This is a genomic window from Streptomyces sp. 2-1 (assembly GCF_048564895.1).
Lineage (GTDB): Bacteria > Actinomycetota > Actinomycetes > Streptomycetales > Streptomycetaceae > Streptomyces > Streptomyces phaeochromogenes.
This window is the reverse complement of record NZ_CP183383.1, coordinates 5428750-5443785: the sequence shown is the minus strand read 5'-3', so window position 1 is coordinate 5443785 and position 15036 is coordinate 5428750. Positions and strand designations below refer to the sequence as shown.

The 15036-nt window shown below is 72.0% G+C and carries 9 protein-coding genes; 4 read left to right on the top strand and 5 right to left on the bottom strand.

What is annotated here, in order from left to right; translation table 11 throughout:
- Positions 1–185: 185 nt before the first annotated feature.
- Entirely contained in the window at positions 186–797 is a 612-nt protein-coding gene (locus ACN20J_RS23935; protein ID WP_419666750.1) for a phosphoribosylanthranilate isomerase, read from the top strand.
- Positions 798–1214: 417 nt separating this feature from the next.
- Here the strand turns inward: ACN20J_RS23935 and ACN20J_RS23930 are convergent, their stop codons facing one another.
- Positions 1215–1544 (bottom strand): antibiotic biosynthesis monooxygenase family protein, encoded by a 330-nt coding sequence (locus ACN20J_RS23930; protein ID WP_361890237.1) that lies wholly within the window; start codon positions 1542–1544, stop codon positions 1215–1217.
- Between the two features lie 337 nt (positions 1545–1881).
- Here ACN20J_RS23930 and ACN20J_RS23925 point away from each other — a divergent pair, with 337 nt between their 5' ends.
- From ACN20J_RS23925 to ACN20J_RS23915, 3 genes are all read left to right on the top strand, one after another.
- Positions 1882–5280, top strand: a complete 3399-nt coding sequence (locus ACN20J_RS23925; RefSeq protein ID WP_419666749.1) for a S8 family peptidase — start codon at positions 1882–1884, stop codon at positions 5278–5280.
- A 224-nt stretch (positions 5281–5504) separates the two neighbouring features.
- Positions 5505–8237, top strand: a complete 2733-nt coding sequence (locus ACN20J_RS23920) for a SpoIIE family protein phosphatase (RefSeq protein WP_419666748.1) — start codon at positions 5505–5507, stop codon at positions 8235–8237.
- A gap of 111 nt (positions 8238–8348) precedes the next feature.
- Positions 8349–10301 (top strand): glycoside hydrolase family 5 protein, encoded by a 1953-nt coding sequence (locus ACN20J_RS23915; protein ID WP_419666747.1) that lies wholly within the window; start codon positions 8349–8351, stop codon positions 10299–10301.
- A 156-nt stretch (positions 10302–10457) separates the two neighbouring features.
- On the opposite strand, the gene ACN20J_RS23910 is transcribed toward ACN20J_RS23915, so the two are convergent.
- From ACN20J_RS23910 to ACN20J_RS23895, 4 genes are read right to left on the bottom strand one after another with little or no spacing between them, the layout of a single operon-like run.
- A complete protein-coding gene (locus tag ACN20J_RS23910; RefSeq protein ID WP_419666746.1) occupies positions 10458–11726 on the bottom strand; it encodes an ABC transporter permease in 1269 nt (422 codons plus the stop codon).
- Positions 11723–12493, bottom strand: a complete 771-nt coding sequence (locus ACN20J_RS23905; RefSeq protein ID WP_419666745.1) for an ABC transporter ATP-binding protein — start codon at positions 12491–12493, stop codon at positions 11723–11725. The genes ACN20J_RS23910 and ACN20J_RS23905 overlap by 4 nt, the downstream gene beginning before the upstream one ends.
- Positions 12490–14052 carry a peptidoglycan-binding protein gene (locus ACN20J_RS23900; protein WP_419666744.1) on the bottom strand — a complete coding sequence of 521 codons (1563 nt, stop codon included), beginning with the start codon at positions 14050–14052 and terminating at the stop codon, positions 12490–12492. Before ACN20J_RS23900 ends, ACN20J_RS23905 begins: the two co-directional genes overlap by 4 nt.
- Positions 14049–15005, bottom strand: a complete 957-nt coding sequence (locus ACN20J_RS23895; protein ID WP_361991861.1) for a hypothetical protein — start codon at positions 15003–15005, stop codon at positions 14049–14051. The genes ACN20J_RS23900 and ACN20J_RS23895 overlap by 4 nt, the downstream gene beginning before the upstream one ends.
- Positions 15006–15036: the final 31 nt, after the last annotated feature.

The following is a 15036-nucleotide window of genomic DNA, read 5'->3' as shown; positions in this document are numbered from 1 at the left end:
GACACCAAGAACCCACTGGTCAATGTGAGTTCGGAGAATTTCTAGCTCAACGGGACGGGGAATGGCCAGAAAAGCGGATCATGTCGCCGCCGTTCGGCCGGATCTCCACAACCGGTGGTGGCTGCGCCGGTACGGGACGGCACCCGGCGCCGCGCAACCGACCCGGGATACGGCAGGCTGAGGGGGTGAGCAGCTCCCTCTTCATCAAGATCTGTGGCCTGAAGACCGAACGGGACGTCGACACGGCCGTCGAGGCGGGTGCCGACGCCATCGGCTTCGTCTTCTCGGCCAGCCCGCGCCGCATCGACGCGGCCACGGCGGCGCGGCTGTGCGCCCGTGTGCCGGAGAACGTCCTGACGGTCGGCGTCTTCCGCGACGAGCCCCTCCGGGACGTACGGTCCCTGGCCACCGACTCGGGGATCCGGGCCGTCCAACTGCACGGCCCCGAGGACCGCGCCTACTACGACGACCTAGCGACGGCCGGCTGGACACTGATCCGCGCCACAGCCTTCGGCGAACCCGCCCCACGCCACGGCGACATGGGCGAGGACATCCTCCTCCTCGACGCCCCCGTCCCCGGCTCCGGAGTCGCCTGGGACTGGTCGACCAAACCCCTGGCCGCTCCGGGAGAAAAGTGGCTCCTCGCCGGCGGCCTGACCCCGGACAACGTACGCGCGGCCGTCACCGTCACCTCACCCTGGGGCATCGACGTCTCCAGCGGCGTGGAGCAAAGCCGGGGGGTCAAGGACCCCGCCCTCATCACGGCGTTCATCGGGGCGGCCCGGGGCCGGCCGTGACTCGCGTTGCCCGGCAGTGGTCCTGACTCGGACTGCCTGCGACCGGGCGTGACTTGCGTTGCCGCGAGCCTGGTCCTGAGCCGGGCGGCCCATGACCGGTCTTGGAACACGCGGCCGTGTAGCCGGTACCGAACCGGGCCGCTGTGCGACCGGTCCTGAGCTGTGCGGCTCGTGACTGGGCCTGACTCGCGCCGCCCGCAAAGTGGCCCCGAAGCGCGCCACCTCCGGGTCGGGTCTGGTTGGGTGCCGTGCCCGCGATAGGTCCTGCCTCGTGTTGCCGCGCGACCGGTGCTGAGCCGGGCGCCTGCAATTGGTCCCGGCTCGCGTCGCCGCGCGACCCGTCCTCAACCGGGCGGCCCGTGACCGGCCCTGAACCGCGCCGCCCGCAAGCGCCCGACCCGCGCGCCCCCGTCCGCGTCAGCCCTGCTTGGGTGCGGCCTGCTGGACCACCTCGAAGGTCCACAGGGTCGAGTCCGTCGCGGCGGGCTTCGGGCGCTCGCCGCCGGCGGCGGCGTTGTCGCGGTGGGCGGCCTGGCCGCGGCCGGACATCCAGTTCTGGAAGTCCTCCTCGGCGCGCCAGCGCGTGTAGACGAGGTAGGAGTCGGTGCCCTCCACGGGACGCAGCAGCTCGAACCACTCGAACCCGTCCGAGCTGTCCACCGTGCCGGCACGGGAGGCGAACCGCTTCTCCAGCGTCTCGCGCTGCTCTTCGGGAACCGTGAGTACGTTGATCTTGACGATGCTCATGCCCCCATTCTCCAGCAGCCACCACGGCGGCCGATGGCGGGCCGCGCCCAACCCCGGCACCCAGCCGGCCCCGGTGCCCGACCGCCGCGCCCACCCTCGGCATCCCTTCGACACCCCTTCGGCGTCCTCTCGGCGTTCCCCCTGGACCCCCCTGACGTCCCGTCAGAAATAAATCCGATGTCTTGACAACCTGACGACAACCCGCCCCGTCTCTATGGCGAGTCGTTGGGCGTACGGGTGGGGCGTCGGGGTTTCCGGCGTCGCGGGCGACTCCTGTCCGATGGTCCAAGTGTCAGGAGTTCAGGTGGAGTTACGTGCGAGACCCTTACGTTCCGTCGTGGCGGCAGGGGCCGTTTCGACGGTCCTTCTGCTGGCCGGTGTCCCGGGCGGGACGGCCCAGGCCGCGCCCGCGGGGGACCCGGCCGACGGGCGTACCGGGTCGGTGGCCGGGAGCGCGAGCGGCGTCGGCAAGGGCAAGAAGGCGAGGACGGTGACGCTGGTCACCGGCGACCGGGTCCGTCTTGACGGTGCCGGCCAGGTCATCGGGGTGGAGCGAGGGAAGGGCCGGGAGCGGGTTCCGTTCTCGGTCCGGGTGGTCGACGGACACACCCAAGTGGTTCCGGGCGACGCCCAGTTGCTGCTCGCCCAGGGCAAGCTGGACACCCGGCTGTTCGACGTGACCCAGCTGTTGGCGGACGGCTACGACGACGCCCGCCGCTCCGACCTGCCGCTGATTGTCACGTTCCGGGGCAAGAAGGCGCCCTCGATGAGCCCGTTCACCGGGGCCGGGGCGAAGATGGGCCGGGCGCTGCCGGTCGTCAACGGCAAGTCGATGCGGCCCGTGAAGCAGCGTGGCGCCGAGTTCTGGGAGGCCGTGACCGGCACCGGAGCCGCAGGCGACGGAGCGACCCGGTTCGCCGGATCGACCGGCGTCGAGAAGCTGTGGCTCGACGGCCGACGCAAGGCCAGCCTCGACAAGAGCGTCCCGCAGATCGGCGCGCCCACGGCCTGGGCCGCCGGCTTCGACGGCACCGGCACCAAGGTCGCCGTCCTGGACACCGGGATCGACACCACCCACGCCGACCTGGCGAGCCAGGTGATCGAGGAGCAGGACTTCTCCGACTCCTCCGGCACGGGTGACAAGTTCGGCCACGGCACCCATGTGGCGTCCACCGTGGCCGGTACGGGTGCCAGGTCCGGCGGCAAGTTCAAGGGCGTCGCCCCGGGGGCCAAGATCCTCAACGGCAAGGTCCTGGACGACACCGGCTTCGGCTCGGACTCCGGCATCATCGCGGGCATGGAGTGGGCGGTGGCCCAGGGCGCGGACGTCGCGAACCTCAGCCTCGGCGGCGAGGACACGCCCGGCATCGACCCGATGGAGGAGGCGGTCAACCGGCTCTCCGCCGAGTCGGACACGCTCTTCGTCATCTCGGCCGGCAACTCCGGAGAGTTCGGCGAGGGGACCGTCGGCTCGCCCGGCAGCGCAGACGCCGCGCTCACCGTCGGCGCGGTCGACAAGGCCGACCAACTCGCCGACTTCTCCAGCCGCGGCCCGCGCGTCGGCGACGGCGGGGTCAAGCCCGACCTGACCGCACCCGGTGTGGCCATCACGGCCGCCGCCGCAGCCGGGAGCATCCTGGAGGGCGAGTACCCCTCCGACATACCCGGCTACCTCACGATCGACGGCACCTCCATGGCGTCCCCGCACGTCGCGGGCGCCGCCGCGATCCTCGCCCAGCAGCACCCCGACTGGACCGGTGAGCGCCTCAAGGCGGTCCTCACGGGCTCCGCGAAGCCGGGCTCGTACAGCTCCTTCCAGCAGGGCACCGGCCGTACCGACGTGGTGCGGGCGATCGAGCAGGGCGTCGTCACCGAGCAGGGGCCGATCGACTTCGGCAAGCAGCAGTGGCCGCACAACGACGACGATCCGGCGACCAAGAAGCTGACGTACCGCAACCTCGGTACGGAGCCGGTCACCCTGGACCTGTCCGTCGACGCGTTCTCGGTGGACGGCAAGCCCGCGGCCGAGGGCATGTTCGCCGTGTCGCCGCGGCAGCTCACCGTCCCGGCGGGCGGCGAGGCGACCGCCGACGTGACCGCCGACACCCGCGCCGGCAGTGCCGACGGCACCTTCGGCGGCTCGGTGCAGGCCACCTCCACCGACGGCAAGGTCCAGGTGCGTTCCGCCGTCGGCGTGGAGCGCGAGGTCGAGTCGTACGACCTGACGGTCAGGCACCTCGACGAGAACGGCGAGCCGATCGGCGACGCCGCCACCCAACTCAGCGCCATTCACAGTGATTTCTACGCCGAACTCGCCGACGAGCAGGACGGCGAGCTCACCGTACGGGTGCCCAAGGGCGTCTACACCCTGAGCGGCGTGATCCATCCCTCGTACGACGCCGCCACGCACGCCGTGCTGGTGCAGCCGATGCTGAACGTGGACAAGGACACCACCGTCGTCGTCGACGCCCGGCAGGCGCGACCGGTGGACATCACCGTGCCCGACGCGGCGGCGAAGAACACCGAGGCCACGGTCGTCTACACCTATGACCGGGGCGGTGAACTGAGCCCGGGCAACCTCGAGTTCCTGGTGCCGACCTTCCAGGGCACGCGGTTCGGGCAGCTCGGACCCGACGAGTCCGCGGGTGACATGTCCGCCGTGTTCTCCGGCGACTGGACCCGCACGGACGACACGGGCCGGCCGGTCGCCTACCACCTGGCCTGGAACCGCGCCGGCCGGCTGGACGGCTTCACCGCCGACGTCCGGCAGGACCAGCTCGCCAAGGTGAACCTCCAGGTGGGCGTGCCCGTCGAGGGCAGGGGCGTCCAGATGGAGGCGTCCGCGCACACACCCGACGGGCGCCTGATCCTCAGCTACTCCGACCTGCGCGGCGACCTGCCGCTGAGCACCACGGAGTACGTCCTCGACAACGACGTCAAGTGGTCCTTCCGTACCTGGCAGATGTTCGGCGAGGGCCGCGACAGGGTCTCGGAGAGCTTCCTGATGCGGATGCCGAGGACCTGGAAGGCCGGACGGAGCTACACCGAGCGGTTCAACGTCGGCGTCTTCGGCCCGACCGTGCCCGCCGCGGGTGACCAGGGACCGGAGCGGGGACTCCCCGGAGTCGTGCGGTACGGGAACGTCATCAGGGCCTTCACGCCGCTGTTCGGCGACGGCTCCGGCCACTGGGGCCTCAGCGACTACACCTCGGTGACGAGCTCGCTCCAGGCGGACGGCAAGGAGATACCCGACGACTACGGTTACTCCCCGATCGACCTCACCGAGTACACCGTCCCCGCCAAGGACAGCGCGTACAGACTGACCGTGGACGCCTCACGTGATCCCGCGGTGTTCCCGGTCAGCACCCGGGTCCGCACGGAGTGGACCTTCCGCTCCGCCACCACCCCCGAGGATGGCACGACCGCGCTCCCTCTGTCGGTGGTCCGCTTCTCCCCCGACCTGACCCTGTCCAGCACGGCGAAGGCGGGCAAGCGGTTCGAGGTCCCCTTCACCGTCGAGGGCGCGGCCACCGGCAAACGCCCCGCCAAGCTCGCCTTCGAGGTCTCGTACGACGAAGGCACCACCTGGCAGCCCGCAAAGGCCGTCGGAGGCACCCACCTCTCCCTGAACCACCCGGCGAAGGCGGGCTCGGTCTCCCTCCGAGCCAATCTGACGGACCGCGCCGGCAACACCCTGGTCCAGACGATCGAACGGGCCTACAACACGACCCGGTAGCCCTCTAGTCCTCTGGTTCATGTACTCGGCCTTGCCCGGGGTGGTGGTGACACTGCCCCGGGCGAGGCTGTTCGTGAGGTGTACGTCGACTGGCGTAAATAAGATGAAATGTGAAAATACAGGGCAGACCCAGAGGTGTGGAGTCTCGGACATCGAGGCGAAGCGTGCCCACGCGCTGAGAGTCACGCGAGGTGGAGAGCGCAACGAGAGCGAGATGAGTGGTCATGGAGCGGCGTGCCGTCGACGACCAGGAATCGAGTCCGGGCCCCGACGGCGCGGGCGGGGCCCTCACTGCGCGCGCCACCGTCGACGAACACGGCGTCGTGACCGGCTGGAGCGCCGGTGCGGAACGGCTGCTCGGTTACTCGGCGGCGCAGATCCTCGGCCGGGCGGCGGCCTCACTGCTCGCCGAGGAGCCCGGGGCGGGCGATCTCCCGCCCCTCCCGGAGCCGCAGGAGCTGCAGGACCTGCCGAGGTGGCACGGCACGCTGGCCCTCCGGCACCTCGACGGCCACCGAGTGGAGGCCAGGGTCATCGCACACCACAGGACACCGGGCGGGACAGGGGACGGGGCGCCGGGCAGGACACCGGACGGCAGCACACCGGACGGGGTGCCTGGCGGCAGCACACCGGGCGGGATGCCGGGCGGGATGCCGGGCGGAGCGCCGATCGGAACGGCCCCCGTAATGCCGGACGGAACCACCCACGGAACGCCGGACGGAACCACCCACGGAACACCCACCCCGGTGGCGCACCGCGCCTCGGACGCGGCGTCGGACAGCGGGACGCCCGGCTGGCTTCTCGTCTCCGCGGTGTTCGGGCCGGCGTCGGCCCGGACCGACGACGACGTGCTCGTGAGGCGGGGTTTTCTCGACTCCCCGTGTTGCTCGACATCCGTGTACGACACGGATCTGCGCTTCCGACGGTCCACGCAGTCCGGGCGGGGCGTGCTGGGCATGAGCGACGACTACCTGCGGGGGCTCAGGCTGACGGACGTGCTCGACGCACCGGTGGCGGAGAAGGTCGAGGGGGCGATGCGGCGGGCCCTGGAGACCGGGGAGACGCAGTATCTGGAGAACCACGCGCTCGCCCCCGGCGAGGGCCGGGACCACGCGTGGTCGGTCCACGTCTACCGCCTGGAGGACGCGGACGGCCGTGTCCTGGGCGTGGCGACCACCGGGCACGACATGACGGAGCAGTACTGGGCCCGGAAGCGGCTCCAGCTGATCGCGGGGGCCGGCACCCGGATCGGCAGCACGCTCGACGTGACGCGGACGGCCCAGGAGCTGGCGAACGTGGCGGTCCCGGACCTCGCCGACTTCGTCAGCGTCGACCTCCTGGCGTCCCTCGACGACGCCCCCGAGCAGCCCCCGGGACCGCTGGCGGCGGGCGACTCCCTCGCGCTGCGGCGCATCGCCCACGAGTCCGTGTTCCCGGACGTGCCGGAGGCGGTCGTCGCCCTGGGCGAGGTGGACACGTACCCGGAGGGCTCCCCGCCTGCGGAGAGTCTGCGGACGGGACGGGCCGTGCTGCACCGGGTGACCGAGGATGCGGTCGCCGACTGGGTGGCCGAGGACCCGCGCCGGTCCGCCCGGATCCGCGAGTTCGGCTTCCACTCGGCGATGACCGTGCCCCTTTCGGCGCGCGGCACCACCCTGGGCGTCGTCGCCTTCGCCCGGCACCGGCACCCCGACCCGTTCAAGCAGGACGACCTCGTACTGGCCGAGGAACTGGCGGCCCGGGCCGCGGTCTGCATCGACAACGCCCTGCGCTACACCCGCGAACGCGCCACGGCGGTCACCCTGCAGCGCAGCCTGCTGCCGCAGGGCCTGCCCGAGCAGGCCGCGGTGGAGGTCGCCTCCCGCTACCTCCCGGCCGGCGCCCGGGCCGGGGTGGGCGGGGACTGGTTCGACGTGATCCCGCTGTCCGGAACCAGGGTGGCGCTGGTCGTGGGCGACGTCGTGGGCCACGGCATCCACGCCTCGGCGACCATGGGCAGGCTGCGTACCGCCGTACGCACGCTCGCGGACATCGATCTGCCTCCCGACGAACTGCTCACCCACCTCGACGACCTGGTCGGCCGCCTGGCCACGGAGGCGGAGGAGGCGGTGGAGGTCCCCCCTGACCGGGCGAGGCCGAGAACCCGGGGGAGATCCGCCGCCGAGGGGGAGAGCTCGGGGGACGTCGGAGCGACCTGTCTGTACGCCGTCTACGACCCCGTCTCGCGCCGGTGCACCCTCGCCAGGGCCGGGCATCCCCCGCCGGCCGTGGTGAGCCCGGACGGCACGGTGGAGCTGCTCGACCTTCCCGCGGGGCCTCCGCTGGGCCTGGGCGGCCTGCCCTTCGAGTCCCTCGACATCGAACTGCGGGAAGGCAGTCTGCTCGCGCTCTACACCGACGGCCTGATCGAGTCCCGCGACAGCGACCTCGACGAGGGCACCTCACGCCTGCGCCACGCCCTCGCCGCTCCCGCGGCCTCCCTCGACGCGCTGTGCGACTCGGTCCTGGCGGCCGTGCTCCCCCGGCGGCCCACCGACGACGTGGCCCTGCTCATCGCCCGCACCCGGGCACTCGACGCCGACCGGGTCGCGGCCTGGGACGTGCCCCCGGAACCGTCCGCCGTCTCCGAAGTCCGCAAGAACGCCCTGCGCCGGCTGACGGACTGGGGTCTGTCCGACGCCGCCTTCGTCACCGAGCTGGTCGTCAGCGAACTGGTCACCAACGCCATCCGGCACGCGACGCCGCCCATCCAGCTGCGCCTCATCCACGACCGGACCCTCATCTGCGAGGTCTCGGACGCCAGTAGCACGGCACCCCACATGCGCCGCGCCCGTACGTACGACGAGGGCGGCCGGGGCCTGCTCCTGGTCGCCCAGCTGACCCAGCGCTGGGGCACCCGCCCCACCCCCACGGGCAAGACGATTTGGGCGGAACAGAGCCTGGAGCCGGAGCTGTGACCCGCGAGGCCCGACAGTCGCATCCGTAGGCCTGGACCAATACCGCCCCATCCCTCATGATGACGCTGCCATGACAAATGCCTGTCATGGCATGGTGACGTCGTCCTCTGGATGGTGACCGTGCGCGGATCCTTCGTCGGGGCGGCTCTGACCGCCGTACTCGTGCTGGCACCACTGACGCCCGTTCCGGCGGCCGCGGCACCACAGGGTTCCGCGCCCAAGAGCGCGCCGAGCTCCGAAACCGCGACGCCCGTCACGACTGCCGCCGCGGACTGGACGGCGCCGCTCAGCACGCGGGGCCGCTGGATCGTCGACGCGGACGGCGACCGTTTCAAGCTGCGGTCCGGCAACTGGCATGGAGCCAGCGGTACTTGGAACGGTTCCGGAAGCGTGGACGAGGACGCCAACCACCACGCGGGCGAGAACTCCGGCCGGACCCCCCTCGGCCTGGACCGGGCCCCCATGGCCGAGATCATCGCCGGTTTCCAGGAGATCGGGATCAACAGCATCCGGCTGCCGTTCTCCAACGAGATGATCCACGACGGCGTGCCCGTCAAGGACGACGCGGTCGCCGCGAACCCGTCCCTGCGCGGCATGACCCCGCTCCAGGTCTACGACGCGGTGGTACGCGAACTCACCGCCGCGGGCCTCGCCGTGATCCTCAACAACCACACCAACACGACCCGTTGGTGCTGCGGAGTCGACGGCAACGAACGCTGGAACGCGAGCCGGTCGACCGCGGCCTGGGAGAACGACTGGCTGTTCATGGCCCGCCGCTACAAGGACAACAAGCGTGTCGTCGGCGCCGACCTCTACAACGAGGTCCGACGCAACATCCTGGACGACCCCAACTGGGGCCTCGGCGACGACCACGACTGGTTCGCCGCCTCCCAGCGCGTCGGCGACCGCATCCTGACGGAGGCCAACGCGGACCTCCTCATCATCGTCGAGGGCATCAACTGGACCGGCATCCCCATCGACGGCTTCGCACACGAACGCCCCACCCTGGAGCCCGTACGCCGCCTCTCGCACACCCTCGTCGACTCCGGCAAGCTCGTGTACTCCGCCCACTTCTACGACTACACGGGCCCCAACCACAGCGGCGCCACGGGAACGGGCGAGACGACCGACCCCCGCTACCGCGACTTCAGCCCCGCCGAACTGACCGCCGTGCTCAACCGCCAGGCGTTCTACGTCACCGCGGAACAGGACCAGCACTTCACGGCACCCGTCTGGATCAGCGAGTTCGGCGTCGGCGGACGCGAGGAGACGGGCGCCAAGCAGCGTGCCTGGTTCGAGAACTTCGTCGACCAACTGGTCCGTACCGACGCCGACTTCGCGTACTGGCCGCTCGTCGGCTGGCACGAGAACCGCAGGGGCAACGGCTGGGCCCTGCTGCACTGGGACTCGTCGGGCCACCGCATGGGCGTGTACGACGGCGACGACTGGCGGGCCGCGGCGTGGACCCGGCTCGTACAGGCCTCGGGCCGTACGGGCCAGGTCGCCCCCGTGACGGAGTGGTCGATGCTCAGCCCCGACCACGGCGACTTCGTCGCCTCGCGCCGTATGCGCGCCCTCCCCGACTGGGACTCCGGCGCCCGCAAGGCCGCCTGCCCCGACGGACAGCGCCTCCTCGGCCTCAGCCACACGGGCAACCGGGGCCTGTGCTCGGACGTGACCGCCGGTTCCCTGTGGGCCCCGGCGGGCGGACACGAGGTGGTCAGGGACGAGCGGCATGTCCCGCCGGGCGGCGACTGGGCCTCCGGATACACCAAACTCCAGTGCCCCGCCGGCCACTTCCTCACCGGCTACAGCGTCCGCGGCTCCGCCGTCTCGGCCGCCCTGTGCGCGGCGGCCCCGGCGGGGAGGCTCGGCACGGCCGGCCGCACGCTCTGGTTCGACCGCGGCGACGACAGGGGCCAGAACCCCAAGGGCGGCGACTTCGCGAGCGGCCACTACAAGGGCCAGTGCGCGGCCGACGAGTACGCCGCCGGAATCGCCTACACCGGCCGCGTCGGCTCGGCACGGACACCGGATGCGCTGTACTGCCGGAAGCTGAGCTGAGGCGCGTTGGGCGCTCGTCTCCACCGACGCGGCCAGGCCGTACTCCTGGCCGACTGCTCGGCCGAAGGCCGGCCGGGCCTCCGACGGCCTCCCGCGTCGCGACCCAGCCTCAACGGGCCGTGAGGCCGCCTCCACCGGGACTTCGGCGGCGCGGGGCTACGACGGTGCGCGGAGGGCGTCGGCCGGTTCCAGGCGGGCGGCGCGCAGGGACGGGTAGAGGCCGGCGAGCAGGCCGACCAGGGCTCCGGCGAGCGGGGCGCCGAGGGCGAGGCGCAGGTCGAGGACCGGGGTCCAGTCCTTGACGACGGCGACGCACACCACGACGGCGATGCCCAGGGACGCCCCGATGACGCCGCCCAGCAGGCCGATGGTCGTCGACTCCAGGAGGAACTGGGCCGCGACCTGCCGCCGTGAGGCGCCCAGCGCCCGTCGCAGCCCGATCTCCCCGACCCGCTCCATCACCGTCACCAGGGTCACGTTGGCGATGCCGATCGCGCCCACCACGAGCGAGACCAGACCGAGGACGAGGAAGAGACCGTTGACGTCGTTCTGGACGCCGTCGCGGGACTTGGACAGATCGGGCGGCGCCACGACGGTGAGCGCGTCCTCGTGCCCGGGCGCCAGGGCGATCGGCGCCTGGCGCGCCACCTGCCGGGCCGCGCCGAGCGAGGTGTTGACCAGGACGCGCGTGACGTCGCGCAGACCGAGCCGGTCCGCGGCGGTCGTGGGCGGGAGCAGTACGGCCGTGGACAGCTGCCGCTCGCGCCGGATGCCGCCGAGGATGCCGATGACCGTGTACGACTGGCCCCGGAGGAAGACCGCCGGGGCGTCCTCCACCCGCCGGATGCCGAGCAGTCGAGCCGCCTGGTCGCCGAGCACCGCCACCTGGTCGTGCCGGGCGATGTCACCCGCGTCGAAGAACCGCCCGGTGGTCATCGCACCCCGTACGGCGTCCGGCAGACCGGCCGAGGTGGCGACCACACCGAGGGTCTGGCCCGAGGTGTCGCCGGGCGCGCTCACGTCGTTGGACCGCACCTGGACGCTGTTGGTCGTGGCGGAATCGGCCAGGGCCGCGACCGACTCCACCCCGGCCAGCCGCCGGACCGCGCCTGTTCCCGACCAGTCCACCAGGGGGCCGGAGTCGTCCTGGCCGGGAAGGGCCTGCGGCACCGTCACGGTCACCGAGGTCGCGGTGAGCGCGTCGAACCGGCCGACGATCTGGTTGCCCGCGGTGGAGGCCACGCCGATCGTGATGACGAGCGTGGTGATCCCGAGCACGGTGCCGAGCGTGGTGAGCGCGGACCGCACCGGCCGGGCGAGAACGCCGGCGAGGGACTCCGTCCACAGGTCACGGGGGTCCAGCCAGGGCCGCCCGACGCGCGTCGGCCCGGCCGACCGCCCTCTGCCCGCCCCCGCGCGTATCACCCGGTCTCCTCGGTGAGGCGTCCGTCGGTGATCCGGACGCGGCGGCCGGCCCGGCGGCTGACCGCCTCGTCGTGGGTGATGACGACCAGGGTCACCCCCTGGGCGCACAACTCCTCGAACAGTTCCAGCACGGACACCGTGTTCTCGCTGTCCAGGTTGCCGGTGGGCTCGTCGCAGAGCAGCAGCGCCGGGTCACCGAGCAACGCCCGTGCGATGGCGACCCGTTGGCGCTCGCCGCCGGACAACCGGTCGGGCCGGAAACCCGAACGGTGACCCAGCCCCACCCGCTCCAGCGCCTCACGGGCCCGGGCGAGCCGACTGCCGCGCCCGCGACCGGGGCGCGGCCTGCGATAGGCCTCCGACAGCATCACGTTCTCGTCCACCGTCCGGTACGGCAGCAGATGGAAGGCCTGGAACACGAACCCGATCCGGCTGCCGCGCAGCGCGGTCCGTTCGAGGTCGCCGAGCCCGGTGGTCTCCACCCCGTCCAGCCGGTACGAGCCCGAAGTGGGCCGGTCCAGCAGGCCGAGGGTGTTGAGCAGCGTCGACTTGCCCGAGCCGGACGGCCCGACGACGGCCAGGTGCTCCCCGCGCCGTACGGTCAGATCCACCTGCCGCAGGGCGTGCACGGGCGGCTCGGAGTCGAAGGTCCGCCGCACGCCGGTGAGTTCGATGACGGCGGCGGCATCGGACGAGTCGAGGGTGTCGGAGGGGGCAGGGGAGGGGCCGTAGGAGGGGTCATGGTCATGGGAGAGGCCGGGAGTCACTTGCCCACCACCACCTTGTCGCGCTGCTCGAGTTTGCCGCCGGCCGGCTTCACCTCTACGAGGCCGGCCGCGGAGAGCCCGACGGTCACGGAGACGTCGCGCACCCCGCCGTCGCGCTCGACCTGCACCCGGGCCTTCCCGTCGGCCGAGGTACGGATCGCGGCGAGCGGCACCGTCAGCACCTTCCCGTCCGAGGCGCCGACCTCGATGGTCACCTTCACCGAGGCCTCGGCCTGCCCGGCCAGCGGTCCGGGATCGGGGATGGAGATCCGCAACTGGACCGGACCCGGCCCGCTCGCCCCGGAGACGGCGTCCGTACCTGAAGTACTGGAAGTACCGGAAGTACCTGACGTGCCGGTGGCGCCGGCGTCGGCCGCGCCGTCGGACGCGTCGGCGGCTCCCGTGCCGCTGCCCTCCGACGTCGCCCCGGTGGCCGCCTCGCCGTCGCCGCCCTGCGTACCGGACGCGTCGGCGGCGGAACCGATCGCCTCCACCTTGCCCTTCACCTTCTCCCCGCCCGTCGTCGTCACCTCGACGGGCATACCCCGCCTCAGCAGTTCGGCGTCCGCACCCGGCACCGCCGCCTCCACGAGCAGCTCGGAGCCGGTCACGGTGCCGACCGGGCCCGAGGGGGCGTCGCCGGTCTTCACGGTCACCTTGTCCAGCCGTACGGGCAGCTCGGGGAAGAAGACGACCTCGCCGGCCGGGACCTTCGTCCCGTAGGTGGCCTGGAAGTTGCTGAGGGCGCTGTTCGCCATGTCCAGGGACTTCTGCGCGGACTTGAGCTGTATCTCCTGGACCTGCCGGTCGGTGCTGGACTGCGCGTCCGTACGGGTCCCCGAACCGGCCTCGGACCCGGTCCCCGCTCTGGTGCCGGAGCCGTCGCCCGTGTCGGCACCGTCGCCCGCGTTCCCGCTCCGCGTCGTGAGCAGCGCCTCCTGCGCGCCGGACACCGCCTGCTGGAGCGCGCCCAGCTGCTGCTGGTCCTCCGCGCTCGGCTGCTGGGCCTCGTACCCCTTGTTCCGGTACCAGTCGGTGACCGCCGTGGCCGTGCCCCGGCCGAAGGTGCCGCCGGCCGACCCGGGGTCGAACCCGAGCCGCCGCAACGCCTTCTGGAGCTGCTTCACGTCGTCGCCGGTGGCTCCGGGGCCCATCGGGCGGTACATCGGTACGGATCCGGCGAGCGCGAGCACCGGGCGGCCGTTGACCGTCATCAGTACGTCGCCCTCCTTGACCTTCGTACCGGCGACCGGTGCCTTGGTGACCCGCTGCTCCGCGCCCTCGCCGGCCGGGCTCGTGACCGCCCCGGTGCCGACCGAGCCGGCCAGCGAGAGCGGCCGGGGCGAGGTGAACGCCACCGTCCCGGTCGCCACCACGGTCGCGGTGAGCGACCGCCGCTCCACCTCCACGGTCACCGGGCCGGCCTTCGGCGCGTTGTGCGAGGCGGCTGCGTCGGCGGGCGAGCGCACCTGCGTACCGGCGAACCAGCCCCCGGCGCCGACCAGCACCACCGCGCCGACCAGGGCGCCCAGCTGTCGGCGGCTGCCGAGCCGCTTCACGCGCCGTCACCCCAGTACGGGTTGGCCTTCTCCTTGGGGAAGTACGCCGCGCGGAACTTCTTGCCGCACTCCAGGTCCTTCAGAGCGATGTCGATGTCCGCGGTGAGCAGCGGCATCGCCTGCTCCTTGGTCCACTTGCTCCCGTCCTCCGGGAGCTTGCCGGCGAGGTCGATCCGCACCATGTAGGCCATGCCGGTCGGCTGGGTGGTGGAGACCGGGATGCCCTGCCCCTTCAGACAGGTGGCGTACTGCTGGGCGAGCTGCACCAGTTGGGTGTCGCCGTTGAGCGCCAGCCCGTTCTGGCGGTTCTCCTCGGTCCTGGCGTTCTGCTTCTTCTTCTCCGCCGCGGCACTCAACGGAGCCCCGTACGCCGCGGTGTTCCCCTCAAGGGTGCAGCCGGCGTCCTTCTCCTCCGCCTTGGTCCTGGCCGGGGGACCGTACAGCGCGGCCTCGTACGCCTTCACCTGTGCCGGGGTCAGCCCCTTGGTGTCGTCGTCCACGGGGTCGAGTTCCTTTCCGCCGACCTTGCCGCCCGCGTTGCTGAAGGGGACGTTCGGGTCGTCGGGGTAGGCGGCCGCCGCGTAGGTCCCGAAGCCGTACTTCTGGCGGTACTTCTTCGCCGCCGCGTAGTCCTCGCCGTCGCCGTCATGGTTGGGGTTGTCCGAGGATGCCGTCGCCACGTGCGGTGTGTAGGTGAACCCCTCCTTCTTCATGCAGGCCGCGATGGCGTTCTCCCGGATGTACTCCTTCTTGGCTTCGGCGTTGACGCCCTCCGGGATGTTGAGCTGCGCGGCACCGTCGACGTTCTTCGTGCCGCCGCCCGCCGTGGAACTCCCGCTGTTCTTGCCGTCGTCGTCGCCCGAACCGCCGCCACAGGCGGCCAGCAGGGGGAGCATGCCGACCGCGAGGGCCGTGATCAGGTGACTGCGCAGGGTGTTTTTGGGCATGCCCATGACACCTCTCCATTCAGGTCGGGTTCTGTTC